Source organism: Acinetobacter corruptisaponis (assembly GCF_030053775.1).
Lineage (GTDB): Bacteria > Pseudomonadota > Gammaproteobacteria > Pseudomonadales > Moraxellaceae > Acinetobacter > Acinetobacter corruptisaponis.
Genome location: NZ_CP125669.1, coordinates 2,623,572 through 2,649,525, shown reverse-complemented (window position 1 = coordinate 2,649,525; position 25,954 = coordinate 2,623,572). Strand labels below are relative to the sequence as shown.

Here is a 25,954-nt window from a genome sequence, read left to right as displayed (position 1 = left end):
GCTTTATCCTCAATTAGCTTTTAGTCGCATAACTTACGACTGCATAATCCATGACTTGCTGACTATACGGCACACCCATTTTTTCAAAACAGTCAGTTACTGTCTCCGTATCTGAATATTGTGTAGATTTTTCATTAGTGTAATCTTTAAAGCATTTATTGATTTCTGTTGTATTTGAAGACCATGAACTGCCCCCTGTGGCCATACCAGGAATAATTGTTGTGACGACAACACGTATAGGTTGAATATCATCCAGTTGTACAGTTGTAGTATCTGTCCCTATTGGATAAAACTTAAAGGGAACATCACTGTTCACACTACTTTTCTTAACAGCTATTTGTGAAATCATGACATCTCGACCACTACTAAAATCATTTGATGTATATTGACAAAAGCCTGTAACACCCAACTCATCGCTCTTAATTTGAGCAATTTTTTTAGTATTATCATCAGGATCAGTAACTTCTTCCCAAGAAACAATACTGGCATTTCTTAAATCAAATATATTTTTTTGTGTTTTGGGACGATAACAAAAAACCAATTCTTTATTTAAAAAGTTATCAGACTTAACCATACCCAGCATTCCTAAAGAACTGAGGTTTTTTTGCAAAATAGCATTGTTTTTATTATCCTGTTCCATAGCAAAAAATACCGCATCTGCTGTTTGCTGCATAAGGTTTCGAGCTTGACTATTGGTTGCAATATTCAGCCCTACAATACTTTGTTTTACTGCAAATGTACCAATGATGGTCATCAACAATAATACAAAAAGTACAGTTACGAGTGTTGCACCTTGTTGTTTGGAAATATGCATTACAAACTCTCCATTAGCCCATAGCCATTACGCAATGCGACGGTTTGTGTGATCACTTCCCGGACATATCTATTCGCCTTAGCATCATCTTTTAATGACACTTTCTGATCCAAGATTTGAAATGCATCAGGAACATTTTGGTTATTTGGAACAGTTTCTACACCACGCATCAATATTCCTAGCTGCAAAGACATAATGCGGGCTCGGGGATTTGCATCTTTCACTAAAGTATTGGTCGCACCCATATAGTCTTTAATTGATACATATTTAAACTCATCTTTTATATTATCTTTTATACCCAACAAGATATGAAAATGGTCAACACGACGCATAATCACTTCACCATTACCACCATAATTACTTATTGCTGTTGGTAAATCAGCTGTTGCAAGTAAGGTTTCATAACGACCAGCATCACAAACCAATGCCAAATCATCCCCATCTTTTCTCAGGAAATAACGCTGTACAATAAAAACTCCTTTATCTATTTCATCCTGAGTAATACCTCGCCCCTCACAATCCAGTGCACCCTCTATAACCGCCTTATACTGAATTACCAATTGATCACTTTTATATTCTTTAATATTACTAAGACCTAGCCAACTGGTTTGACTATCCCCTTGAGTGAGTAAGGTAATCTTTGTTGTGTTTTCATCTGTTAAATGAAATGGCAGATTTGCTGATTGTGTTTTTTGATCATCTTCGGATAATGAAGAATAGCTTTTTAAGCCAGTTAAGACGATACCACTATATAAATTACGATCATTGATAATGGCTAAATTCGCGTCTAGATTTGCCATACGAATATCTTTCGTAATGTAATTCAATCCGAAATTTCCATTATCCTGTAATTCAGATAAAGTTTTCTGTAGATTATAATTAATAGACCCAGACACAAATAATTGGAAACCAGCAGCAATAATTATTAAACCCAAAACCAGTGTTACCATCAATTCAATCAGAGTCATACCAGCTTGTTTTTTCATTTTCAGTATGCCTCCATTACAATGCATTTCGAATCTGAACGATAATTTCCATTTTGACTACAATCGTTATCATTAGAACCATCTTTTGGATTAGTGTTATCCCATGCAACATAAACACAATAACGATTTCGCTGTATTCCTGTACCCGCGCACTGACTTAAACCAACTTTCATTCCCATTTGATAAGCTTTATAAAGTACTTGTTTTGCATCTTCTTTTGCAAAGTTTTCACTATTACATGCAACTGCTGTTCCAAAACAAGTGGAATAATTATATGTACTTAAGCTTTCATTCCCTGTAAAAGCCTCAACATATGCTTTATAAATTTTCTTATCTCCATTTGCATCAGGGGCACTTTCGATATCCTTAGTCAAACCCTCCTGATTCGCCCTAATGCGTTCCGCAATATCTTTAGCCAATCCCATTGCCTGAACACGCTTAGAAGCTTCAATAGATGAGTTCAATGCTCTCACCTGCAATAGAGCAAATCCCAGAATACCAATGGCCAATAATAAAAGTGCAACAAGCACCTCAACTAGCCCCATACCTTGTTGATGCTTAGCCTGCATTTATGAACACTCCTGCCCCTGCCTAGATTGTTTTTTTGCTGTTATTTTTCCTAAAGGTGTAATTTCCACATAGTTCGTTATATTTCCATTTGAAATTACAACTTCAATTGCTGAAAGTGTTACATCTTCTCGTTTATCATTACCATCATCATCTTTAAATCCACGAGAAAGCTGAGCAGTACCATCTACTGAGAAAACTAATTTATCAACACCAGCAACAGGGGTACCCTCCCATTTACTACTTGCACATGTAAATTTTATATACCCTAGCGTTTGCCCCTCTATAACTGACCAGTACAATGTTTGAGTTGTAGACTGCCCAATCTGCCCCAAATTCACAGTGATTCTCTGTCTATGTAAAACAGCATCATAACGAGCCTGAAGTAGGGTTTTTTCCAAATCTTTAGTCGTATAGTCTGTTTTCTGTTTTTCCCTTACAGACTGAATACGTGGTGTAGCAATGGAGGTAACAATTGCTAAAACAATCATTGTCACTATCAACTCGATTAAGGTGAATCCCCGATTTTTCCCCATCGCCCGCACCCAACTCTTTTAAAATTCCTTACTCTATATTAAATTTATTTTTTACAGAACCAATACAAAGCAGATAAGAATCATAAAAAAACGGATGGAGTGTCATCCATCCGTTTTAAGTTCACATTTTTCTATACAAATTAGGCTTGTATCACCTGTATTCGTAACTCTTTAGGTAGGCTAAAAGTAATATTTTCCTCTCGCCCTTGAAGCTCTTGCGGAGGAGTCGCACCCCAATCCTGTAAACGCTGAATGACCTGTTTAATTAAAATTTCAGGTGCGGATGCACCAGCTGTCACACCAATTTTACTGTCTGGCTTAAACCAATCTTTTTCAAGTTCATCTGCATTATCGACCAAATAAGCTGATTTACCCATACGTTCAGCCAGTTCACGCAAACGGTTGGAATTGGATGAGTTTGGTGAACCCACGACCAATACGACATCACATTTCTCCGCCAAGTCACGTACCGCGTCCTGACGATTCTGTGTTGCATAGCAGATATCATCTTTACGTGGTCCCTGAATCTTTGGAAACTTGGTTCTTAGGGCATCAATCACCTTTGCCGTGTCATCAATTGACAGTGTAGTCTGGGTTACGAATGCCACTTTGTCAGGGTGACTCACCATTAAGGCCTCAACATCCTGCTCATCCTCAACCAGATAGATCTCTCCACCTCTGGACTTATCGTATTGCCCCATCGTTCCTTCAACTTCAGGATGCCCTTCATGCCCGATCAGAATGGCTTCGGTGCCCTCACGCGCGTACTTGGTCACTTCAATATGAACCTTGGTGACAAGTGGGCAGGTTGCATCAAACACTTTTAAGCCACGGCGATCCGCCTCCTGCTGTACAGCCTTGGAAACACCATGTGCACTAAAGATGACAATGGAATCATCAGGAACCTGATCAAGCTCATCTACAAAAACAGCACCACGCTGACGTAGGTCATCCACCACAAACTTGTTGTGCACCACTTCATGGCGTACATAAATTGGTGGATTAAAACATTCCAATGCTCGATTGACGATGGCAATCGCACGGTCAACACCAGCACAAAAACCTCGTGGATTGGCGAGTACAATTTCCATAACATCCTCTCTCATCATCTGAATATTTATGCCAAACTATTTCGTTTCATGGCACGCTACACTACAATAGCCAAGATATTTTATCATATCAGGAAAAATATCATGTCGGGTCTATTGTTTGTCGTTTCTGCGGCCTCAGGAACAGGCAAAACCTCCTTGGTTAAAGCCCTACTCGATCGTGTCAGCAACTTGCATGTTTCTGTCTCACACACCACACGAAGCCAACGCCCTGGTGAACTTGATGGCGTTCACTATCATTTTACCAACAAAGACCATTTTTTAGCCCAGGTTGAACAGGGCGGTTTTATTGAGTTCGCCGAAGTATTCGGAAATTATTACGGTACATCTCAGGCTAAGGTAAAAGAACAATTACAACAAGGCCACGATGTATTACTCGAAATTGACTGGCAGGGCGCTGAACAGGTACGTCGACTTTTTCCTGAATCCAAGCAAATTTTTATCCTCCCTCCGACCCAGTATGATTTAAGACAACGTCTTTCCAATCGTGGAACAGACTCAGTTGAAGTAATTGAACACCGCCTGAGCTGTGCAGTGGAAGATATGCGTCATTTTGCAAATTTTGATTACGTGATTATCAATGACGATTTTAACAAGGCCGTTCATGATTTGGAGGCGATCATCACAGCCAACCGCTTAGTCACCTTGCAGCAAAGCGCTCGCCACCAACAACTCATCGCAAACTTGATTACACTTAATCGCGACTGACTTTAATCAGGAATGGCTTGAGTCTTGCATAAAAGCCTTTTATACTACTCAGTCTTTCAAATGTGATGTTCAGACGAGACAACTTATGGCACGTGTAACCGTTGAAGATTGTTTAGACCATGTAGATAACCGCTTTGAGTTGGTACTGGTGGCGAGTAAACGTGCACGTCAATTGGCACGTCAAGGTATCGAACCAACTGTAGAATGGGATAATGACAAACCAACCGTGGTTGCATTACGTGAAATTGCAGTGGGTCATGTCACTAAAGAGATTCTAAAACAACGCGACCAAGACTATCAGACTTCAAACCTTGATATGGTATTGTCTACAAATTCATTAAATTTAGAAGGCTTCACTTTCTAAAACGAATTTGCTTTGCATAAAGCCCACTGTGAATACACTGGGCTTTTTTGTTTTGGAAAAAAACTGCTTTATATATTGATAAAAGCAATATGCTTCATTGGAAAAATTTACGAGTTTTTATAATGAACAAATTGACAAGTTTAGTAATATGCTTTTCATTAGAGACTAGTGTCATTTTATTCTAATTCATATCAAAAAGGTGTTTTATGCCAGGCGAAGAGGTCAGCCAAGCCAAGCAACAACTTAAAGTGATTATTGATGCCTATCTTAAGGATAGTGATGTTCAACACGTGCTTGCTGCCTGTGATTTTGCCGATTTAGCGCATAGTGGCATCACCCGTAAAAGTGGAGAACCCTACGTTCTGCATCCGATTGCTGTCAGCTGTATTCTGGCACATATGCGTCTTGATGCGGATACACTCATGGCAGCCTTGTTACATGATGTGATTGAAGACACGGAGTTCTCCAAGGAAGAAATTAGCCAGAAGTTCGGCATTGTAGTTGCGGAACTAGTTGATGGTGTGACCAAGCTCAGCCATTCCAGTGACAAGGAATATAACAAGGCTGCCTCTTTCCGAAAAATTCTGCAGGCCACCTTACAGGATCCACGTGTCATTATTATTAAACTCGCTGACCGTTATCATAATATGACTACATTGGGTGCGTTGCGCCCAGACAAGCGTGCGCGGATTGCACAGGAAACCTTTGATATTTTTGTACCTATGGCCCGCCTTGTCGGTATGAATGAAATGGCGGACAACCTGGAACATCTGTGTTATCAAAATCTTGATCTGGATATGTTTAATAATGTGCAAACCGCATTGTTAGAAACCAAACCTAAACGCTGTGAATATCAGGCGGTATGGGAACAGAAACTGACTGACTTGTTAAAAAGCCATGACCTCAAAGGCCGTATTAAAAAGAAAAATAATAATATTGAACTGTTACGCCACTTTGTAAAAAATGAGATTGACCTAAACGAACTTAGTCATAGCCATGCGTTTGAAATTATTTTACAAAGCATTGCAGATTGTGATCGTCTGGTAGATGCGCTTAAAGACAACTTTCAGGTTCTACAATATAAAGACCATATTCGCCGCCCCCTACCTGGTGGCAACCAGTCATTAATGATCAAACTGAAAGGTGAAAAAACCACACTTTCATTGACCATCCAGACTGAACTGATGCGTAAGGCTGCCCGCTTTGGGGTGGTACTGGGGGAAAATGCACCCCAGGCCTGCCGTTCAGCCATTCAAGCCTCCATGCAGAATCTTAACACCCTGATTGATAGTGACTGCGCCAAAACCACATTTAGCGATTTGCTTGACTATCTGCATCAGGAAAAAATCTGGGTATACACGCCACATGGGCAATTGCATGAACTGCCTCAAGGTGCGACTGTGGTGGACTTTGCCTATTCCGCAAGCCTGTTCTTGGGTAACCATGCGGTAGGTGCTAAGGTTGATGGTGAAATTCGCCCCCTTTCCACCCCACTGCATAGTGGTCAGGTCATCGAAATTATTACAGATGTACTGGCAACCCCAAACCCTGACTGGCTGAGCTTCATTAATACCCAGAAAGCACGTCGTGCCTTGCAAAACATGCTAAGAGAACAGGATATTGACGAACAACGTCTGGTTGGTCAACAGGCGCTCAATCGTGCGTTAAAATTGTTTCATCGCTCAATTGATGACCTTTCGCAAACTGACTGGATTAACGTTTTAGAATGGCGGCATTTGGGCAGTAAAGACACCCTATTCGAACAAATTGCGGTGGGCGACCTATTGCCCCAACTCGTCGCAAACCATCTGTTTGCACAGGATTACCATTCCCAGCACCATGAGACATCTGATCGCCTGATCCTAGGTACAGAAGGGGTTGATGTCAAATACGCGCACTGCTGCAATCCCGTGTTGGGTGATCCCATTCAGGGACATTTATCTCGACGTGGCTTAATCGTGCATCGCTCGCGCTGTCGTAATTTACTGCATGAACAACATCTGCATCCAGAAAATATCATGCCACTACATTGGCAGGGTGAAGAAGTGGATGATGTACGTTTCAGTGCCTATCTCTGCATCCATATGATCATGAATGATGAACAGATTTCAGAGTTGATCTACCAATGTCGTAAAGCCAAAATCGGGGTGGAAACAGTCGATTCCCATGATCAAAAAACCTACGTGAATATCGTGGTCAGCAACCGTAAACAGATTGCTCAAATCATCCGTGATCTGCGTATGCACTTTGGCTTTCCACGCATTGAGCGCCTAAATATGCCAATTGTGCAGGCTGACGTTGCCAAAGTCGGCTAAGGTATTTTGAGGCAAACATATACTAGAAAAATATTAAAGCTGATTTGCCAAAAATAAAAATTTAAAAACAATAACGACTACACAGTATTCAGCAGTTTCGCACCTATACTTTTGTGTTAAAGTCACAGGGTTGCAAGATAGAAAAAATGACATAGGAGAGCTTAATGTCACGTCAAGTTATTCATACTGAACACGCCCCTGCTGCTATTGGAACATATTCTCAGGCAATTCTGGTTGGCAATACGCTCTACCTTTCAGGACAGATTGGTTTAGACCCGTACAGTATGGAACTTGTAGAAGGGATTGAAGCCCAGATTCGCCGAGTATTTGACAATCTTAAGGCAGTTTGTACTGCCGCTGGTGGGAGCTTGGCAGATATTGCCAAACTGAATATTTTCCTGACCGACCTTTCCCATTTTCAACTTGTAAACCAGATCATGGGTGAATATTTTGCTCAACCCTATCCAGCCCGCGCTGCACTTGGTGTGGCAAGCCTACCAAAAGGAGCATTGGTGGAAATGGATGGTATTGTTATTATTAATCAATAAATTAAAAAAAGTTTAATATCCAACTTAAAATATCTTAGTCCTAAATTATGCATCACTCTTGCGTGAAAATCCGAGCAGCACTCGGATTTCCGCTCAGGTGATATTTTTTTATTCAAATTCCCAATGATAATATTTCTCTTGTTAGAATGAAATTCATTGACAAACGATAATAATTATTAATAATATCAATTATCGCATTTATATTTGTGGATCACTCCCATGTATGTTTGTTTATGCCGTGGAATCACAGATCAGGATATCAAGGATGCCGTTGCAAATGGCGCTGAAAGTTATCGTGAAATTCGTGATTTACTCGACTTAGGCACCTGCTGTGGTCGCTGTGCTCCAGAAGCTCGCGCCATCATCAGTGATGAGCTTGCTGAAATTGCCGCACGTATTTCTGTTGCTGCATAACCTCTTTTTTTAACTATATTTAACCTATTATTTTACGACTCCACCGCTTCCTGTAGAACTTTAACCATTCTTCATCAAAGCGGTTTTTTTATAAAAATCATAATAATATCAGGATGTTTTTGATTGTGATTTTCATTTGCCGTTCCATAAACTACTCGCCAGATCATTATTTGTTGATTAAAATCATATAAATTGCCTTAGTTGCTAGGGCATCACTTGGTGTTTTTGGAGTAAGGGCAATGAAAGGCAATCGTGAGGTCATTAATCAACTAAATCAGGTGCTTTATCACCATTTGACTGCAATCAACCAATATTTTTTACATTCCCGCATGTTTAACGACTGGGGAATCTCACAACTGGGTTCAGCTGAATATAAAGAGTCCATTCGCCAAATGAAGCATGCGGACAAGATTATTGAACGTATCTTGTTTTTAGAGGGATTACCGAATTTACAGCACCTCGGCAAACTCTATATCGGCCAGCATACCGAGGAAGTCCTGAATTGTGATATTCGCAAGGTTAAGGAGAATATAGCTGCAATTAAACAGGCAGTTGAACTTGCAGAAGCTCAACAGGACTATGTAACCCGTGACTTGGTACAGGAAATCCTAGAGAAAGAAGAAGAATATTGGGATTGGCTTGATACTCAACTCGACCTCATTGAAAATGTGGGTATTGAAAACTATATCCAAAGCCAGATTTAAACAATCAATTTCAGGCTGAAACCAAGGTAATCTTTGGTTTCAGCCGAGCATAGAGCCAAGTAAAGGTTATTATTTTAAATTATGATTTAATTCAACAATGTCAACCAACCCTATATTCTCTCCATACAACTGTTGCAATATAAAAAGCTGTTGCTCTGCTTCAGCCATCTTTTGGTTGTAAACCAATAACTGGGCATATTTTTTTAGGTTATATGGCGTTGCCTTGTTCTTAACCATATCCCCCCACTGCATTAAATCCTGATCCGACATAGATACCGTTGGTTTTAATGCAATCCAAACTAGGCGTTGTTGGAATTGAGTCAGTAATAAAATACGTGAACTCCCCATAATTTCTGCTGTAGGTTGCTGTCCTTTGAATAGCAATTGGCTATTTTCCTGAAAAACCTTATAGTCCCTCCAGATTATGAATAGCAAAATAAGTGAAAGTACCCAGCAACTACGAATCACATTTTTATGAAGTGTGATAGCTTTTAAGTTAGGTGTTTGAGCCTGAATCAATCCCAACAGAAAGCCCATAGGTAATAAGAAATAGGCATAACGCTGTGGAAATTCAAGCATTGCATGGATCAGGATGGCACTCACCATCAGCATCGCGCTAATTGAAGTAGTGTCTTTCGTATTTTTATTAAGCCAAAGCAGCCATACTGCCATATAGCCAATAATCAAAAGTCCCAGTGGAATTCCATTCCAAATTAAGATGTCCAGTAACACATTATGTCCACTGGTTACCCATTCATGTGATGGATGTAGGTGGAAGATCGCCATTTGTGCAACACTGGTTTGATTCCAGCCATATCCCCACCCAGGCTGTTCTTTTAATGCCAAAAGCATTTGAGTCCAGATTTCGAAGCGCAGATAGCCCGAACTTGCTCGCTCTACAATGCTATCAGCCTCAATGACGGCCGTTCCAGTAGAACTTTCAATCGCATGGGTAAAGACAGGGATCCCCCACGCTGCAATGACGAAAAAAGTGCAACACCATAACGATAATTTTAAAATATTCAAACGTGGGGTCTGTCTAAACTGTTTGTAAATCCAATAGATAAAAATAAATAAACATACTACCCATGACGTTCGGGATTGACTCAATGCAATTGCAAACAGGATGACTAAACTTGCAGAAGCAAGCAACCATACGGAAGCCTTTTGTTTCTCATATAAATATAAAGCCCCCATTAACCCCATCACTAAAAAAGTCGCCATATTATTGGGTTGACCAAAATTGGCATAAGGACGATTGCCTTTAAGCTCCATAATGCCATATACACTTGATTCAAGTCCCAGCCATTGCACCATCGCCATCAGGCTAGTAACACTCGCAATAATAAGTAACAGCCAACAAGCCCTTTGCATCAACTGTTCACGAGCACTTGGTTGTAACGATAGGTTATACCCCATCACCACCATAGCCCCAAAACCCAATAGATATACTGTACTCAATAAGGCAACACTAAAATCAGAAACTAGACTACAACTCCATTGCAATAAGGGAACAAATGCAACTGGCAATATATAAAGTTGTAATTTGGGTATCTGAATATTTTGATTGAGAAAGAGTGAAAATAAAGCTAACACAGCTCCGAAAGTTGCCAACTCACTGGAAAATGTCACCCAAGGATAGGTATGGAAAGGAGATAGCCATGCAAAGCTAAGTAAGAGGCTAGCGAGAATGAGGTATAGAGATGGCATAGGGTATATGTAAAAGGTACTTTGACATATCATACAGTAAAGCGCTTTTATCATCTAAACAGAGATAGAGAAATTCTAATATGACTCCCAACTAAACTTCCCATTATAAATTTATTAGAACACACAATAAAATTATTAAGTAATTACAACGGGATACATCATTATGAACAAATAAAAATGTTAGGCTAATTTATTAATTCAGATAAAATAAATAATTTCTAAAATTTAAGTTCTTTTACATTGATAGACGTATTAGAATACAAAAATACAACCTTGACTCTTATCCAAGATGCAAAATAACCTTAACAATCAAACTATTTCTCATATTTACTCAGAAATTAATAAAAAGATAATGACCAATGATTTAAAGATTGGAATTATTGGATTAGGTTATGTAGGCTTACCTCTAGCTTTGGCTTTTAGTAAACAATTTCAAGTAATTGGGTATGATATAAATTTCAAACGGGTGGCTGAACTGGCTAACCAACAAGATTCCACACTCGAAATAGAACAAGATCAACTCAATGATTTAGCTAAAATTAAGATTAGCTCGAATGCTGATGACTTATCAGAGTGTCAATGTTTTATTGTTACTGTCCCAACACCGATCGATCATTTTAAACAACCAGACCTAAGTCCATTAATTGAAGCATCGAAAACTATTGCAAAGTATCTTAAACAAGGTGATATCGTCGTTTATGAGTCTACAGTCTATCCAGGAGCAACTGAAGAAATTTGCGTTCCAATATTAGAAGAAAATTCACACTGGCAATTTAATCAAGACTTCTTTGTTGGTTATAGTCCAGAACGTATCAATCCAGGCGATAAAACCAAGAATGTTACCACTATTCAAAAAGTCACCTCAGGATCAACGCCTGAAATAGCAGAACTGATTAACCAGATTTATTTAAAAATCATTACAGCAGGAACCTATAAAGCATCTTCTATAAAAGTTGCAGAAGCCGCAAAAGTTATTGAGAACACTCAACGTGATGTGAATATTGCCCTTATCAATGAACTTGCACTTATTTTTAACAAACTTGATATAGATACCGAAGAAGTTCTAAAGGCTGCTGCGACAAAATGGAATTTTTTACCATTTCGTCCAGGGCTGGTCGGTGGTCATTGTATTAGTGTTGATCCCTACTATCTCACTCATAAAGCACAGTCTATTGGTTTACATCCAGAAATAATCTTAGCTGCCCGAAGACTGAATGACCGTATGGGAGAGTATGTTGCAACCCAACTTATCAAGGAAATGGTCAAACAGAAAATTCAGGTTGTAGGAGCAAACATTCTTGTAATGGGGTTATCTTTTAAAGAGAATTGTACCGATATTCGTAACACCAAGATCATTGATCTTATCCAAGCACTCAAGGAATATAACTTAAATCTGGATGTATACGATCCCTGGGTAAATCCATTAGAAGTGATTAAGGAATATGGTTTAGAGCCAATTCAAACACCTAAGACCTCTCATTATGATGCTATTGTTCTTGCAATTGGACATCAACAATTTAAAGATATGGGATATGAAGAAATTAGTAAGTTAGGCAGAGATGAATTTGTTTTGTATGATTTAAAATATATTTTATCATCTCATCAGTCAGATTTAAGGCTGTAAAATGTATTATGAAACCTAAAATTTTAATTATTACACGCAATCTTCCCCCATTGATTGGTGGAATGGAACGTTTAAACTGGCATATTGTAGATGAACTTTCCAAAGATCATCAAGTACTCTTACTCAGTCATCATCAGGCCAGACAAGTAGTTCCTTCTAAAATTATATTCTATGGTGTTAATTTAAATCCTCTCCCCTTTTTTTTAATATTAGCATTTTTTAAGACTTTTTGGATATGTCTAAAACAACGCCCAGATATTCTATTTGCTGGTAGTGGCTTAACTGCACCAATCGCTGTTTTTTGGGCAAAATTTTTTCGTAAAAAAAGTATTGTTTATATTCATGGTCTAGATATAGGTACAGACCATTTATTCTATAATTGGTTATGGGTTCCTTTTATTAGTCATGCGAATAAAATTATTGCCAATAGTTCACCAACTTATGATATTTGTATAAAAAAAAGAATTAAAAAGGAAAAAATTTCTATTATCCATCCAGGTGTCAGTTATCCAGCTCCCCAAAGAAATGAGGATTTATTACAAAAATTAAAAGATCGCTATCAGTTACATGACAAAAAAATTCTTATTTCTGTTGGTCGTTTAACTCAAAGAAAAGGATTAAATGAATTTATAGACTTAAGCTTTACTGAAATTGTAAAAAAGATTTCCAATACCGTATTAGTTGTTATTGGCGACACTCCTAAACAATCATTAAATAAAAATCTACAATCTAAAGAACTCATATTATCTACAGCAAAAAATCATAAAGTTGAAAATAATATTATATTTATAGGCAATGTTAATGATGATGAAATTTTATCAAATTTTTATTATTTAGCCGACTTACATATTTTCCCTGTTAAATATATTCCTGATGACCCTGAAGGTTTTGGCATGGTTACTATTGAGGCTGCTGCTCACGGTACGCCTACGATTGCTTTCGCTACAGGTGGTATTATTGATGCTGTACAAAATGGGAAAACTGGTTATTTAATTGAAAATCAGGATTATAAATATTTAACGGATACTATAATTCAATTTTTACACGATCAAATTTCTATTGATAAGATACAGTGCAAAAATTTTGCAGAACAATTTTCATGGCATCATCTATTAGAGAAATTTAATAAAATTTTAGAGCAGATATGATATAAAATTTTCAAAGAAAAGACGTGTAGTTTTTATGAGAAAAATGAAAAACTTAATTATAGGCGGTGATGGGGTACTAACTCAAACCAGATCTGACAGTTACCGATATTTGATCTAGGCTGTCAGGTTAAATTTGAGCTAAATTCTTTTCAGCCCAAATGTGTTTTCCATCAAGTTAAGTTATGACGAAGCCAGATAGAACGCACACCACTGCCAGATACAAAGATACCAACCTGTTGTAGTTGATTGCTGGTGCGATGTTGACCATAAGCTGGATACGCTATTGCATAATCAATAACAGTTTGTTCTGTTTGCTCATCTACACGATTCTTGAGATTGGGAGTTCTACGACTCCGATTGATTAAGGCATCAACATTACCTGTGCTGGCGAGTTCTTGATAGCGGTAAAAGGTATTTCTGGAAACACCCATCACTTTGCAGGCTTTCGATACATTCTGAAGTTCTTCAGTCAGATTGAGCGGGCCGACTTTATGTTTAATAATTTGATTGTTGGTATGCAACATTAGAAGTTACCTTTATTGATTGAGATTCGACACCTTTAATCAAAATCGGTAACTTCTTCTTTTTCAAGACCTGTGTCAAATCAGGTCGGAACTAATACAATTCAATTGATCTACTTTTTAATTTATTTTTCCATGTTTGTATGAATAGTTACCAATTTTATAGACACCTTAAAGTTAGATAAAATGACTAATAAACGAGGTGCTTATGAGCAGTAAAAGATACCCAGAAGAATTCAAAATTGAAGCAGTCAAACAAGTGACAGAGAAAGGTCATAGCGTTGCTGATGTTACTACACGATTAGGAACCACCACCCATAGTTTGTATGCATGGATTAAACGCTATGATCCGCAACAGCCCAAAGCGATTACAGAAGCTAATGCTTCACTCGCTGAACTTGCCAAACTGCGTAAAGAATTACAACGTGTCACTGAAGAGCGAGATATCTTAAAAAAGGCCGCGGTATACTTCGCAAGCCAGTCTCAATGAGGTATGCCTTTATTCAGGACAATCAGCATATATGGCCTGTTCGTCGTTTATGTTCGACTTTGGCAGTTCATCATAGTGGGTATTATGCTTGGCTGAAGCAACCCATGAGTAAAACGGCTAAACAACGGCAACAGCTCACAGGGGTGATTAAACAATTTTGGCTAGAATCAGGTGGAATTTACGGTTATCGCAAGATTCACTGTGATTTAAAAGATATTGGTGAACACTGTGGAATTAATCGTGTCTATCGTCTGATGAAAGCCAATGGGCTTAAATCACAGCGAGGCTATCGTAGACCACGATCACCTGCTGGAACACCTGCTATTGTTGCTGCAAATACTTTGGATCGACAATTTAATCCAACTCAGCCTAATCAGCTGTGGGTGACTGACATTACCTATATCCGTACTCATAAAGGATGGATATATCTAGCAGTTGTGATTGACCTATTTTCACGTCTTGTTGTTAGCTGGCCGATGAAATCCAGAATCACAACAGATCTGGTGTTAGATGCATTACTGATGGCTTTGTGGCGAAGGAATCCAAAGAACAAGGTACTGATCCATTCTGACCAAGGCAGCCAATACACTAGTCATGAATGGCAGACCTTTCTGAAGCATCATAATCTTGAAAGCAGTATGAGCAGACGAGGCAACTGTTATGATAATGCTGTTGCAGAAAGCTTCTTTCAGTTGTTAAAGCGAGAACGTATTAAAAAGAAAATTTATACAACTAGGTCTGAAGCGAGAACTGATATCTTTGAATATATTGAGATGTTCTACAATTCAAAACGCAGACATGGTTCTAATGGTCAACGTTCTCCATTAGAGTATGAAAAGCCCATTTCAATCGGGCTATGCGTGTCTAAATTTTTGGTGGCTATTCACTTTAAAGCTTTTTTCCAACTTCTATGTCAATGTGAAAGCAGGTTGTTTAAAGAGTTACCTTGTTATAAAAATATACTTACTCTTATCAATCAACATCAGCTTGCGATTCATGCTTTGCATTATGCGTTAAATCAGCATAAGGAAGATTCATATCTATGGATTGATTCGACACCTTTACCTGTATGTAAAAATAAAAGAATTCCTAAAGAACATCATGCTTTAGATGATATTGCTTCTCGTGGTAAAAGTTCTATGGGGTGGTTTTATGGTTGTAAATTACACCTGTTGATGGATCATCAGCAAGAGTCTATGGTGATCGGGGATATATCAGCCAAGCACTAAAAGAGACTCTTAAAGAGCAAGGCATTGATTTAATTACCTATCCTAGAAAGAATATGAAAGTTATGCTATTACCATTTTCTGATGAATTTCACTTACGCCAACGAAAAAGAATTGAAACGTTAATAGGTTTACTGAAAGAAAAATACCATTTGGTCACAGGAAAACATCGTTCAATTGCGGGTTTCTTATCAGGTGTATTTTCTTCTTTATGTGCTTATCAACTTTGTCAGAAGAATAAGCCTCAAATTCATGTGGTTAATTCTTTGGCTTATCCGTAACTGAGGTTATATAAAACAACAAATTACTATAATAAAGAAAGTGAGCAGTCAATTGTTTGGAATGATCCAGAGTTGGGGATCGATTGGAAAACAGTCGAATTATCACTGAAGCAACTACTTATCAGTGATAAAAATCTACAGGCTCAATCATTAAATAATCTGTTAATTTAGCGTAGACCTTTTCTTACCCATCTAAACCAAACTCGAAGAAAGTAGATCATGAATGAAACCGATATAGCACAGTATAACTGCTGAAAGAAATTCCCCTCCTCTGTAAGCAGTTTTTTTTGTATTTCGCTACGATAAATTTCATCTTGTATTAGTGTAATAATATTTTGAGGTGCTTGGATATGCTTACTATCTATAAGGCGTTGTTTTAAGACAGGAATTTTTATTTTCAACTCACTCAAAAGTTTTCCTTTAAAAATTTGAGGGTCTTTATTATCTTGAGCTTCTTGTTTACCTGCACCAGAAATACCAACACCTAAACGGTAATTCACTAATGGTTTGTCGATATAAACCAAGCCATTGAGTAAGGCACTACGATACGCAAGCACTAAATCTTCATAAGCACCTAATTGTTGAATATCTCCAAATCGATCAAATAAACTTTTATGCCATGCATGTGTTGCACCAATTAATAATGAACTACTTAATGCATATACATCTAATTTCTTGGGTAAGTCGTGAATTGGTGGTATCCAAATGTCTAAAACCTCACCTTCTGGTGACATTTTATATACCGAAGAATGAATAGATGTGGGCTGTTGCTCTGCTTGACGATAGGCTTCCACAATCTCACTTACCCGATTAGCTAAGGAAATATCATCGCCAGCTGCAACAATCAGTAACTCTCCTGTAGCTAACTGATGAATTAAATTGATATGAGGGATTAGTCCCATATTGTGTGGATTGCGATTTAAGCGCAAGACATGTGTGCCCGTATAGTTTTTCGCAATTTTAGACATTATCTGGAATGTATTATCTCTAGAACAATCATCAGAAAAAATAATTTCCAGATGTCCTTGATAGTCCTGAGCTAAAACAGCCTCACAAGCTTTTTGTACATATTTTTCTTGATTATATGCAAATAGAAAAATCGTGATAGACGGAGCTTCTCTATGATATATAACAGTTTGATTCATTGAAATGCCTGTATCGTCTGAATAATATATTCAATATCTGTTTGTTTTAAATGCAATCCAATAGGCAAACTCAATACATTTTGATGCATTCTTTCTGTGATTGGATAACTATGTTGATTCCATTCTTTATAAGCTTGTTGCTGATGTGGTGGAATGGGATAATGAACTAATATCTGAATACCATGTTTGTTGAGATGATCTTGTAATAGTTCTCGATGTTCAGTTTGGATCACGAATAAATGCCAAACATGAGCATTATAGGCTTTAGCATTAATATTTTCTAATGGTAATTGAATTAAAGAATTTTTAATTCCACTTAAATACATCTGTGCAACTTTACGTCTGTATGCAATTTCTTTATTTAGATGTCGCAATTTAATAGTTAAGATCGCTGCCTGAATCTCATCTAAACGACTATTTACACCTTGATACAGATTTTCGTATTTTCGATATGAACCATAATTACGTAAAGCGATTAGAGTATGAGCTAACTCTTCATCGTTAGTCGTGATTGCACCTGCATCTCCTAAAGCCCCCAAGTTTTTCCCTGGGTAAAAACTAAAACCAGATGCATCTCCCCAATTTCCTGCTTTTCTGCCATTAAGCTCTGCTCCATGTGCTTGTGCAGAATCCTCAAGGACAAGTAAATTCTCTTGTTGAGCAATTTCTAAAATACTTGGCATATCGGCAAGTTGCCCATACAAATGTACTACTAAAATCACTCTAGTTTTATTTGTAATCACATTTTTAATTTTTTTCGGATCAATATTAAATGTTTGCGGATCTGGTTCAACCAATACAGGAATTAATTGATTGGCACTAATCGCAAGAATACTAGCAATATAGGTATTTGCAGGGACAATTACCTCATCACCATCTTTGAGTTTTCCAAGTTCTTTCCATGCCCTCAAAGTCAGTGTTAAGGCATCCAAACCATTTGCAACACCTACTGCAAACTGTGCTCCGCAGTAGGTTGCAAAATCTTGTTCAAATTGTTCAAGTTCTTTCCCATCAATATACCAACCTGAATCAATAACACGAGCGCAAGCCTCCATTAGTTCAGCTCGATATTTTTGATTTATCTTTTGTAAATTTAAAAATGATATAGTCATGTTAAATCCCTAAATATTTCATATTATTTTTACCAAGATATTCAATCACACTTTTACCATAAAAGTCTTGATGCGAAATTTCTGCACCTTGATCTAAAACAAATTTCAATACATCATAGTTTTTTGTTTTATCACATAAATAAGCTGCATACATTAATACTGATCGACCACAATAATCTATATCATTTATATTAGCATTCATTTCTAATAGCTTTTCTATATGACTAATTCTTCCAGACAATGTTGCTATGAGAATTGGAGAGATACCTTTTCCATTTCTATCATGCACACCACACATGCCTTTAATTAAATTTTCAATTTCATTTTTTTTACAAAATTTAATATTTTCTAAATTTCTATCAATATTATCAAAATACAACCTAATATCATAATCAATCGTTGCTATATCAAAATAAAAATCACTTTCTCTTAATATTGTTCCATATTTTTTATTACTTTTTTCATCTAAAATATCAACTTCAACAATTTTTTTATTAAATACTTTAGGTAATTGATAAACTCTAAAGCTATAAGCATAGATCTGTCTTTGTACCTCCCATGCTGTTGCATTAAGGTTGATCTTCAAGTTAATAAAATCAATAGAATCTTTAGAAAAATATGAAGACTCTTCTTTTTTTTGAACAATCTCATTAAAGTTATTATTAATAATATTATTAAAATTATGAGATAATAAGTTTTGGGACTCTCTTATATACTTAGCATATAAATCTTGTGAACGATCAGTTTTTTTTATATTAAATATAGTTTGATCTAAAATATTTCCTGTATCTATACCAGAATCAACTCTATGCAAAGTCACACCTCCACAATTTTCATTAAACAATATAGGAAAAATAGAAGTATACATTCCTTTATATTTAGGTAAATTTGAAAAATGTATATTATATATTTTATCAATATCAAGAAATTCATTTTTTATAATACTGTCATACTCTAAAGAAATTAAAACATCTAAATCTCTAGGATCTACATTACCTAAAGGAGATAACTCTACATTTAACTCTAATGCTCTTTTTACAAAAGATTTTTGCCATGAATCTATGCCATTATCAGTTTTATTTGGAATAGCAATAATTTCACTATGACCATAATATTTAGTAAAAATTTCTAATGCATAAATTGCAATATTATTTTTTCCAGCAATTGCTATCATTTTCTCTCACATTTTCTTTAAAATTTTCATAATCTCTAATGTAATCTGTTTCATTATAAACATCATCAGCAAGAACTAACAATACACAATCTATAGAAAAATTAAACATTTCACGCCAAACTAATCCTTCAATATACAACCCTTCTTGTGGTGTATTTAAAAATATAGTTTGTTTACTTTTACCATCATCCAACAAGATTTGACATGACCCACTAACACAGATCAAAACCTGCTTGAGTATTTTATGAGCATGAAATCCTCTTCTAACCTTTTTCTTTGTATCAAAAATATAATAAATCCTTTTGATTTCAAAAGGAATATTCTTTAGATTCTCTATTGCAACAAGAGAACCACGTTCATCACCTCTCACATCAAATGAGATAAGGTAAGGTTTTTGATAATTTTCCATGTTAGTTTATATTGTATCCGTTAACCGTATAGTAATATACATTATTTTTTTCAGAATAGGGAAATTCCATTAAAGTCAATTAAATAAATTTTCTCAACATCAGCCTCCAACAGAAAATTCTATAGGGGTATTCTAAAAAGCAAGTTGATAGTTTTTGCTCTAAACGTATAATCCTAATTGTATAATAAAAACCTAAGTTAAAGGTTTTTAGATGATAAAGAAAAATCATGTAAAAATAATAATTTTCCATTCTTCCATCTTATAATACTAATGACTACCCTCACCTACCATATAGAACTTTCCCAATAATTACTCACTAATTTTTCAAAGGGATAGATAAGTATTCCAATTGATCCTTTGAGCTATGGCTACCTCTTGTTTATCCCTAACAATCAAAACAACAATTTCTTTACTCGCTCATTCTAAACTATTGTAAACAATGTTTAATACTTATTTCTAATAAATATCTAAAATGTCATAGCATCAGCAGAAGTGTTAATTAATAGGTCAGTGGTAATCTAGATAGCTTAATTGGGGACACCAGTGAATATCGGGCATAGTTTTTATAGCGATTATTGTTCATCTTGGTATTAATTTCATTCTTCTTGATACTTACACTATGTCAATGAAAGAAATTCAACTGAATTTAGTTTCACTGCCTCCTTTTATAACATCAATTACTTTTTGAGACACTACCAACACCCTATTTACTAAACACTTTAAAATAGCCTAAATAGAAATACACTTTTTCTAAAAGTTTCATTTTAAAAATAAACCTAATTAAATTATAGAAATAATAACCAAGCAGTATAAATACATAGTACATTATAGAAATATTATTTAACTCGGCATTTTTTTTCTCCCTTATAAGCAAACTAAATCTCATAAACATAATTGACAATATTAAAAAATTAGCCTGAGAAAATCTATATAATACATAATACTTATATCTCAATTTCTCATTATTAAAACATGTAAAAAAATCCAATAAAAATTTATTTAACATTAAATTAGATTTTAAAACCAACTCTGGCTTACTATTATTTAATACACTTTTATAAATAACGCTTGTTTGATGTCTTCTGAAAAAATTCAATTCCTTATTTGAGAAGAAAATATTTCCTTTCGATAATAACTTAACCCAAAGATACCAATCTCCAGTATAACGCAATAATGGCAACCCACCACCTACTTCATTATAAGTTTTTTTTCTAAAAATCACAGCACTTGCATTAGGAATAACATTTCTATATAACATATAAGTCTCAATAAATTCCTCCCCATTCATAATAAAAGCCTCAGAGAAAATATTTTTCTCACCAAATACTTTAGTCCATTCATACCAGCTCCCATTAATCACCCTATGTTCATCTATCTGCAGAGACTGACAATATGCTAAGACTACATCTGGATTTTTATCTAGAACAAGAACTAAAGACTCAAGTAAGTTTTCCTTTGCAATATCATCAGACTCCGCTATCCAGATATATTTTCCTTTTGCTAAACTTACCCCATAATTCCATTGTGAAAATGTAGAACCTGTATTAGTCTTATTAATAATAAATTGTGAAACTTTAGGATGATACTTGTATTTTTCCAATACTTTAATACTTTGATCAGTGGAACAATCATCCATTATTATTAGTTCAAAATCTTGAAATGTTTGTGCTAATATACTTTCAATTCTTTCCTCTAAATATTTTTCATGATTATAATTTGGCAAAATCACACTAACACAAGTCATATAATCCTCCATTCAAATAAATATAATTTCTTAATTCAATAAATCATACACACAAAATTAAATGTACTACTAAAAACTACATTCCATCTTTAATACCTTTAAACATGCTCATCAATTGCTGTTTTCTATTACGATCAAATACTATATAAACCAAGATTGTAAAAATCAACTTTATAATTGACCAAAATTTCCATGTTACTGGTACATAACCATACCATAACATACTTATATTATTACGAAACAAATAATAATGCCTTAATGGAGATCTATAAGGTAAAAATTTCCAGCCAAGCAACCAGAAACTTAGGCTACGCTCTCCCATTCTATGCTCAAAAACAGCTTCTGGTACTCCAAAAAGTTTATAACCACAATTGATAACCCTAAAAGACCACTCTGTATCAATATGATCAATAAAAAAATCTCCTTTTAGACCACCAATCTTCTTAAATAAATCCAATCTCATAAAAGTTCCACTACCATTAATGCTAGAACATTCAAGAGGCGTAAGATTTAAATTTTCAGGAAAATACCTTTTCCACATTCCTCTATTTATAATATGAAAACCATATTGTAATCCTGTTTGAATATCTACTAGCTGTGGACCAACACAACCGACTGGCATACCTTCTTTTTCTAATTTACAGAATGCTTTTTTTAATAATTCAATAGAATTTCCCAATGGAATAGAATCTTGGTCTAATAACAAAATAAAATCAATATCAACATTCTGATGAGATATAAAATCTATAGCCATATTAATTGCAGCAGCTAACCCCACATTTTCACTATTTTTAATTAAATAAGTAAAAGGTCTACTTTCAATCATATCCTCTATCTTAGCTAATTCATCATAATTTGAATTATTATCAAAAATAATCCACATATAATCACGTAGCTCAGCTATCTGCTGATTTAATAACTGAAGATCAGGATGATACGTAACTGTTATAGCAGCAATCTTATTATTCCTAGCCATGTCCATAAGACCTAAATTTTGTATATCATTGCAAATAAACAATAAAATCACAGTTCTTCACTGCACTTTCCCTATGTGCAATAATGATCATTGTTTTTTTACCACTCAAGCTTTGGATTGCCTCATTCACTGCATGTTCAGTTTCTGTATCTAGTGCACTTGTTGCCTCATCCATAAATAGAACTTGTGGATTTCTATACAATGCACGAGCAATTCCAATCCTTTGTCTTTGTCCTCCTGAAAGCATAACGCCTCGCTCTCCCACTACTGTGCTATAACCTTGTGGTAATTGTTGCACAATAAAATCATGAATTTGCGCCTGTTTCGCTACATTCTCAATCTGTAGCATATCTATTTCTGATCTAGGTACACCAAAGGCAATATTTTCAGCAACTGTTTTATCTGCTAAATAAATACTTTGTGGTACATATCCTACTATTTTCCACCAAAGATATATATTTTGTTCTGTCAATTTAATATCATCAATCCACACATCACCAATTTGAGGACGTAACAAACCCAGCATAATATCCATCAATGTGCTTTTTCCACTACCACTTTTCCCTACGATGCCAATGCTATTATTCTTATTAATACTCAAGCTAAAATTTTGCAATACAGGCTGATCCAACCTTTCAGGATAGGCAAATTTTATATTATTTATCCAAATTTTACGATTAAAGCCTAGACCTTGCTCTTGGAGCAGCATAGCTCTATTATGAGCTTCTAACTCAAATTCAGGTTTCAAAAGATTAAGTATATGCTGAGCAAATTTAATTTGTGTAATTGCACGATATATATTCTGTGCTGCAGGTAACATCCTATATGCCGCAAAGCCATACAGCCCCAAAATAGGTAAAATATGAGATACATCTTTACCAGATATCACTAAAATAATTGCAAGAATAATTAAGCAACCATAACCAACTGATTCAATAATATAGAGCGGAATTTGCCCCAATGTATCTCGTGTTGCAATATGCTGAGCAAAAACACGAGAGTATGACTCAAAATTATCTAAATATCCTTGTTTTGCATCATTAATAATTACATCTTTAATACCATTTAATGCTTCTTGGCAGGATTGATATCGCTCACTATTCGCTTCTATGAAGCTTGCACCAATATAATCTAATTTCTTACGAACTAAATAATAAATAATGAAATAGAATGTACTCAATACACATGCCGTCAGAATTGCTATAATAGGGTTATAAAGTAACAAAATACCAACCATTGCAAATACGACTAAACCATATGAGATTAAGTTTAATGCAGGCAGAATCATTACACCAATTAACTGATCAACTTCCGATAAAATATTCTTAATAAGAGTCGAGCTATTTCGTCCAATAAAAAATTCATAATTTTGCTGTAAATATATTTTTAACAAACGAGTAGAAAAATAATGTCGTTGTAAACTTGCAAATCGATTTAAAGTATATTGTGTCAGAATTTTAAAAAATGTAGAAAAGAAAACCACAACTAAAGATATAAATCCCAAATACATGATAAATCGTTGTGAACTTGGGCTTGATAATAAATAATATATTTTTTGTAAAATTGAATTATTTCCAACTATATTGGGGTTTGATAATACAGCTAAAAAGGGCATGATAGATACAACTCCAGCTGCCTCCATCAATGCCATAACCATAACCAATATAAGCACTAATAATAATTTACGCTTATCAAGAGGAGTTAATATTTTCCAGAGTTGTAGTAAAGTCTTAAGCACATTCATTCCTATTCATTTTTCATTGTATAGATTAAAGTTGGAATAATGCCTAATAATATTTTTAAAATAAAATCTGGAATAAACAAAAATATAAAATATAAAAATCTATTACTTTCTCTTTCATCTTGCAGTATAATTCTAAGTGCTAAAATTGTTTGATTCTTATAAGAGAATCTTACTCTATTAAATAAATTCTCAAGTTGCTTTTTTTCCAATGGTTCACAATCATAAAAATCAATACTTCTCATTCTTTTAAGATACCTTGAACGATGTTTCTTCGGTAACCAACTTAAAAAAATTAACTGATAATGAGGTTCAACTAACATCCATCTATTCGGCACAGCCAAATAAGCGATCCCACCCTTTTTCAAGACACGTTTTATTTCACAAAGATGATGAAACTGTTCTTCATCTTCACCAACATGTTCTATCACATGATTAGTAATCACAATATCGAAGCTTTCATCTTTAAATGGTAAAGCTGTCCCATCAATCAGCTGAAATTGGTAGCTTTCTTTAAATACACGACTATCAATTATATCAACAGCTTGCACATTAAACTGCATATCTTGTTCAGCAAAATATGCCGCAATCCCTCCACTCCCTGTACCAATTTCAAGAATTGAATCCTGTTGCTGGAATTTTCTTACAGACATAATAACCTTCTGAATTTTAGCTGCTTTATTCTTTCGGTTATCTGCAAAAACATGGGGTTTTCTAATATGCTGCATATTAACTTTCATCTTTATACATTAGGGCTGTAATTTGTTCTGAAATAAGACCCATTAGAAAAATCATAACACTACCTGTATAGAGCAAAGCACTCATATTTGTAAAACGACCAAACTCATATAATGTATAACCATACCAGCCTGTTGCCATTAAAAATAAAACAACAGATATTGGTAAAAACATTTTTAATGGCGAGAAAAGTGTGGCTATCTTAAAAATAATTAAAAAAAATCGAATGCCATCTTTCATTGGATTGATATGGCTTTTACCAATCCGCTTTGCAGCATGAATAGGCACATAGGCAACGGAATAGCCCGCCCTAAAGAAAGCCATTGTACTTGTAGTAGGATAAGAAAAACCATTAGGCAATAAATATAAAAATTCTCTAAATTTTTCTGCTCTTACTGCTCTAAAGCCAGAGGTTAAATCCTCTACAAGATGTTCAGTCATATAAGTCGCTAAATTATTATAAAGCTTGTTCGCAACACCACGACCAACACTTGCCTGAGATCCTTTCTGTCTTGCCCCCACAACTAGATCGTAGCCTTGCTCAATTTTTTCAAGCAGCCTAGGAATATCTTGTGGGTCATGCTGTCCATCAGCATCCATAAATATAATGATTTCACCTGTCGCTGCTCTTGCGCCTGTCTTAATCGCCGCTCCATTTCCTTTTGAATAGGGATGAGAAACCACTTTTGCTCCAGCTTTTTCTGCAGCTTCCTTTGTATCATCCATTGAGCCATCATTAACAACAATAATTTCATTAATAATAGATAATAGTTTAATTTTCTCAATTGTCTGCCCAATTGCAGCAGATTCATTTTTAGCGGGTAGAACAATCGATATAAGCATTTTTCTA

The 25,954-nt window shown here is 35.5% G+C and carries 24 protein-coding genes and 3 pseudogenes; 11 read left to right on the top strand and 16 right to left on the bottom strand.

The annotated features are described in order from the left end of the window. Positions 1-13: 13 nt before the first annotated feature. The 5 genes from QLH32_RS12605 to ispH form a co-directional block, all read right to left on the bottom strand. The gene (locus QLH32_RS12605) at positions 14-814 is read right to left on the bottom strand and encodes a pilus assembly protein (RefSeq protein ID WP_283266496.1); all 801 of its coding nucleotides are present in this window, start codon (positions 812-814) and stop codon (positions 14-16) included. Further along, the gene (locus QLH32_RS12600; RefSeq protein WP_283266495.1) at positions 814-1,800 is read right to left on the bottom strand and encodes a PilW family protein; all 987 of its coding nucleotides are present in this window, start codon (positions 1,798-1,800) and stop codon (positions 814-816) included. Before QLH32_RS12600 ends, QLH32_RS12605 begins: the two co-directional genes overlap by 1 nt. A 2-nt stretch (positions 1,801-1,802) precedes the next feature. Then, on the bottom strand, positions 1,803-2,369 hold the full coding sequence (pilV, locus tag QLH32_RS12595) for a type IV pilus modification protein PilV (RefSeq protein WP_283266494.1): 567 nt from the start codon (positions 2,367-2,369) through the stop codon (positions 1,803-1,805). Continuing rightward, the gene (locus QLH32_RS12590; protein ID WP_283266493.1) at positions 2,370-2,903 is read right to left on the bottom strand and encodes a pilus assembly FimT family protein; all 534 of its coding nucleotides are present in this window, start codon (positions 2,901-2,903) and stop codon (positions 2,370-2,372) included. Between the two features lie 140 nt (positions 2,904-3,043). Beyond that, complete coding sequence (gene ispH / locus QLH32_RS12585) at positions 3,044-3,994, bottom strand: 4-hydroxy-3-methylbut-2-enyl diphosphate reductase (RefSeq protein WP_283266492.1); 951 nt, start codon at positions 3,992-3,994, stop codon at positions 3,044-3,046. 102 nt (positions 3,995-4,096) lie between these two features. Here ispH and gmk point away from each other — a divergent pair, with 102 nt between their 5' ends. The 6 genes from gmk (at position 4,097) to bfr (ending at position 9,065) form a co-directional block, all read left to right on the top strand. After that, the gene (gene gmk / locus QLH32_RS12580) at positions 4,097-4,720 is read left to right on the top strand and encodes a guanylate kinase (RefSeq protein ID WP_283266491.1); all 624 of its coding nucleotides are present in this window, start codon (positions 4,097-4,099) and stop codon (positions 4,718-4,720) included. Between the two features lie 85 nt (positions 4,721-4,805). After that, positions 4,806-5,084 (top strand): DNA-directed RNA polymerase subunit omega, encoded by a 279-nt coding sequence (gene rpoZ, locus QLH32_RS12575; protein ID WP_004678747.1) that lies wholly within the window; start codon positions 4,806-4,808, stop codon positions 5,082-5,084. Between the two features lie 206 nt (positions 5,085-5,290). Next, positions 5,291-7,399: a RelA/SpoT family protein gene (locus QLH32_RS12570; protein WP_283266490.1), complete on the top strand. Its 2,109-nt coding sequence runs from the start codon at positions 5,291-5,293 to the stop codon at positions 7,397-7,399. Positions 7,400-7,563: 164 nt separating this feature from the next. Next, positions 7,564-7,947: a RidA family protein gene (locus QLH32_RS12565; RefSeq protein WP_283266489.1), complete on the top strand. Its 384-nt coding sequence runs from the start codon at positions 7,564-7,566 to the stop codon at positions 7,945-7,947. A 219-nt stretch (positions 7,948-8,166) separates the two neighbouring features. Beyond that, positions 8,167-8,361, top strand: a complete 195-nt coding sequence (locus QLH32_RS12560) for a bacterioferritin-associated ferredoxin (protein WP_004678751.1) — start codon at positions 8,167-8,169, stop codon at positions 8,359-8,361. Between the two features lie 239 nt (positions 8,362-8,600). Further along, on the top strand, positions 8,601-9,065 hold the full coding sequence (gene bfr, locus QLH32_RS12555) for a heteropolymeric bacterioferritin subunit Bfr (RefSeq protein ID WP_004683390.1): 465 nt from the start codon (positions 8,601-8,603) through the stop codon (positions 9,063-9,065). Between the two features lie 69 nt (positions 9,066-9,134). Here the strand turns inward: bfr and QLH32_RS12550 are convergent, their stop codons facing one another. Continuing rightward, the gene (locus QLH32_RS12550) at positions 9,135-10,775 is read right to left on the bottom strand and encodes a PglL family O-oligosaccharyltransferase (RefSeq protein WP_283266488.1); all 1,641 of its coding nucleotides are present in this window, start codon (positions 10,773-10,775) and stop codon (positions 9,135-9,137) included. Between the two features lie 352 nt (positions 10,776-11,127). On the opposite strand from QLH32_RS12550, the gene tviB reads away from it, so the two are divergent. Both tviB and QLH32_RS12540 read left to right on the top strand, forming a co-directional pair. Continuing rightward, complete coding sequence (tviB, locus tag QLH32_RS12545) at positions 11,128-12,399, top strand: Vi polysaccharide biosynthesis UDP-N-acetylglucosamine C-6 dehydrogenase TviB (RefSeq protein WP_283269337.1); 1,272 nt, start codon at positions 11,128-11,130, stop codon at positions 12,397-12,399. Positions 12,400-12,407: 8 nt separating this feature from the next. Further along, positions 12,408-13,547, top strand: coding sequence for a glycosyltransferase family 4 protein (locus QLH32_RS12540; protein ID WP_283266487.1), 1,140 nt, complete (start codon positions 12,408-12,410; stop codon positions 13,545-13,547). A 176-nt stretch (positions 13,548-13,723) separates the two neighbouring features. On the opposite strand, the pseudogene QLH32_RS12535 reads toward QLH32_RS12540, so the two are convergent. Then, positions 13,724-14,071 (bottom strand): annotated as a pseudogene (locus QLH32_RS12535) (helix-turn-helix domain-containing protein); the annotation flags it as partial. A gap of 205 nt (positions 14,072-14,276) precedes the next feature. Here QLH32_RS12535 and QLH32_RS12530 point away from each other — a divergent pair. The 3 genes and pseudogenes from QLH32_RS12530 to QLH32_RS12520 form a co-directional block, all read left to right on the top strand. After that, positions 14,277-15,397, top strand: a pseudogene (locus QLH32_RS12530) (IS3 family transposase); the annotation flags it as partial. A gap of 21 nt (positions 15,398-15,418) precedes the next feature. Continuing rightward, positions 15,419-16,065, top strand: a pseudogene (locus tag QLH32_RS12525) (transposase). Then, positions 16,066-16,236 carry a dTDP-4-dehydrorhamnose 3,5-epimerase family protein gene (locus tag QLH32_RS12520; protein ID WP_283269336.1) on the top strand — a complete coding sequence of 57 codons (171 nt, stop codon included), beginning with the start codon at positions 16,066-16,068 and terminating at the stop codon, positions 16,234-16,236. It begins immediately after the preceding pseudogene. Here the strand turns inward: QLH32_RS12520 and QLH32_RS12515 are convergent. The 9 genes from QLH32_RS12515 to QLH32_RS12475 form a co-directional block, all read right to left on the bottom strand. Further along, on the bottom strand, positions 16,233-17,210 hold the full coding sequence (locus QLH32_RS12515) for a glycosyltransferase family 2 protein (RefSeq protein WP_283266486.1): 978 nt from the start codon (positions 17,208-17,210) through the stop codon (positions 16,233-16,235). The two genes, QLH32_RS12520 and QLH32_RS12515, sit on opposite strands and share 4 nt — an antisense overlap. Beyond that, positions 17,207-18,322, bottom strand: a complete 1,116-nt coding sequence (locus QLH32_RS12510; protein ID WP_283266485.1) for a DegT/DnrJ/EryC1/StrS family aminotransferase — start codon at positions 18,320-18,322, stop codon at positions 17,207-17,209. The genes QLH32_RS12515 and QLH32_RS12510 overlap by 4 nt, the downstream gene beginning before the upstream one ends. A gap of 1 nt (position 18,323) precedes the next feature. Next, on the bottom strand, positions 18,324-19,496 hold the full coding sequence (locus QLH32_RS12505) for a formyltransferase family protein (protein WP_283266484.1): 1,173 nt from the start codon (positions 19,494-19,496) through the stop codon (positions 18,324-18,326). Next, positions 19,471-19,905, bottom strand: coding sequence for a sugar 3,4-ketoisomerase (locus QLH32_RS12500; RefSeq protein WP_283266483.1), 435 nt, complete (start codon positions 19,903-19,905; stop codon positions 19,471-19,473). The genes QLH32_RS12505 and QLH32_RS12500 overlap by 26 nt, the downstream gene beginning before the upstream one ends. Positions 19,906-20,608: 703 nt before the next feature. Beyond that, complete coding sequence (locus QLH32_RS12495; protein ID WP_283266482.1) at positions 20,609-21,649, bottom strand: glycosyltransferase; 1,041 nt, start codon at positions 21,647-21,649, stop codon at positions 20,609-20,611. Between the two features lie 76 nt (positions 21,650-21,725). Then, the gene (locus QLH32_RS12490) at positions 21,726-22,625 is read right to left on the bottom strand and encodes a rhamnosyltransferase (RefSeq protein WP_283266481.1); all 900 of its coding nucleotides are present in this window, start codon (positions 22,623-22,625) and stop codon (positions 21,726-21,728) included. Between the two features lie 25 nt (positions 22,626-22,650). Beyond that, positions 22,651-24,369: an ABC transporter ATP-binding protein gene (locus QLH32_RS12485; protein ID WP_349307077.1), complete on the bottom strand. Its 1,719-nt coding sequence runs from the start codon at positions 24,367-24,369 to the stop codon at positions 22,651-22,653. A 2-nt stretch (positions 24,370-24,371) separates the two neighbouring features. Beyond that, positions 24,372-25,094, bottom strand: a complete 723-nt coding sequence (locus tag QLH32_RS12480; RefSeq protein WP_283266480.1) for a class I SAM-dependent methyltransferase — start codon at positions 25,092-25,094, stop codon at positions 24,372-24,374. A 1-nt stretch (position 25,095) separates the two neighbouring features. Next, positions 25,096-25,947 carry a glycosyltransferase family 2 protein gene (locus tag QLH32_RS12475; protein WP_283266479.1) on the bottom strand — a complete coding sequence of 284 codons (852 nt, stop codon included), beginning with the start codon at positions 25,945-25,947 and terminating at the stop codon, positions 25,096-25,098. Between the last annotated feature and the right edge of the window lie 7 nt (positions 25,948-25,954).

Excerpts from the sequence above, each read along its gene's own strand:
- QLH32_RS12565 (WP_283266489.1), top strand. The coding sequence starts at position 7,564 with ATGTCACGTCAAGTTATTCATACTGAACACGCCCCTGCTGCTATTGGA.
- QLH32_RS12540 (WP_283266487.1), top strand. The coding sequence starts at position 12,408 with ATGAAACCTAAAATTTTAATTATTACACGCAATCTTCCCCCATTGATT.
- QLH32_RS12480 (WP_283266480.1), bottom strand. The coding sequence starts at position 25,094 with ATGCAGCATATTAGAAAACCCCATGTTTTTGCAGATAACCGAAAGAAT.
- QLH32_RS12505 (WP_283266484.1), bottom strand. The coding sequence starts at position 19,496 with ATGATAGCAATTGCTGGAAAAAATAATATTGCAATTTATGCATTAGAA.
- bfr (WP_004683390.1), top strand. The coding sequence starts at position 8,601 with ATGAAAGGCAATCGTGAGGTCATTAATCAACTAAATCAGGTGCTTTAT.
- QLH32_RS12590 (WP_283266493.1), bottom strand. The coding sequence starts at position 2,903 with ATGGGGAAAAATCGGGGATTCACCTTAATCGAGTTGATAGTGACAATG.
- QLH32_RS12570 (WP_283266490.1), top strand. The coding sequence starts at position 5,291 with ATGCCAGGCGAAGAGGTCAGCCAAGCCAAGCAACAACTTAAAGTGATT.
- QLH32_RS12560 (WP_004678751.1), top strand. The coding sequence starts at position 8,167 with ATGTATGTTTGTTTATGCCGTGGAATCACAGATCAGGATATCAAGGAT.
- QLH32_RS12490 (WP_283266481.1), bottom strand. The coding sequence starts at position 22,625 with ATGGCTAGGAATAATAAGATTGCTGCTATAACAGTTACGTATCATCCT.
- QLH32_RS12475 (WP_283266479.1), bottom strand. The coding sequence starts at position 25,947 with ATGCTTATATCGATTGTTCTACCCGCTAAAAATGAATCTGCTGCAATT.
- gmk (WP_283266491.1), top strand. The coding sequence starts at position 4,097 with ATGTCGGGTCTATTGTTTGTCGTTTCTGCGGCCTCAGGAACAGGCAAA.
- QLH32_RS12500 (WP_283266483.1), bottom strand. The coding sequence starts at position 19,905 with ATGGAAAATTATCAAAAACCTTACCTTATCTCATTTGATGTGAGAGGT.
- ispH (WP_283266492.1), bottom strand. The coding sequence starts at position 3,994 with ATGGAAATTGTACTCGCCAATCCACGAGGTTTTTGTGCTGGTGTTGAC.
- QLH32_RS12515 (WP_283266486.1), bottom strand. The coding sequence starts at position 17,210 with ATGAATCAAACTGTTATATATCATAGAGAAGCTCCGTCTATCACGATT.
- QLH32_RS12600 (WP_283266495.1), bottom strand. The coding sequence starts at position 1,800 with ATGAAAAAACAAGCTGGTATGACTCTGATTGAATTGATGGTAACACTG.
- QLH32_RS12510 (WP_283266485.1), bottom strand. The coding sequence starts at position 18,322 with ATGACTATATCATTTTTAAATTTACAAAAGATAAATCAAAAATATCGA.
- QLH32_RS12495 (WP_283266482.1), bottom strand. The coding sequence starts at position 21,649 with ATGACTTGTGTTAGTGTGATTTTGCCAAATTATAATCATGAAAAATAT.
- QLH32_RS12550 (WP_283266488.1), bottom strand. The coding sequence starts at position 10,775 with ATGCCATCTCTATACCTCATTCTCGCTAGCCTCTTACTTAGCTTTGCA.
- pilV (WP_283266494.1), bottom strand. The coding sequence starts at position 2,369 with ATGCAGGCTAAGCATCAACAAGGTATGGGGCTAGTTGAGGTGCTTGTT.
- QLH32_RS12485 (WP_349307077.1), bottom strand. The coding sequence starts at position 24,369 with ATGAATGTGCTTAAGACTTTACTACAACTCTGGAAAATATTAACTCCT.
- rpoZ (WP_004678747.1), top strand. The coding sequence starts at position 4,806 with ATGGCACGTGTAACCGTTGAAGATTGTTTAGACCATGTAGATAACCGC.
- tviB (WP_283269337.1), top strand. The coding sequence starts at position 11,128 with ATGACCAATGATTTAAAGATTGGAATTATTGGATTAGGTTATGTAGGC.
- QLH32_RS12605 (WP_283266496.1), bottom strand. The coding sequence starts at position 814 with ATGCATATTTCCAAACAACAAGGTGCAACACTCGTAACTGTACTTTTT.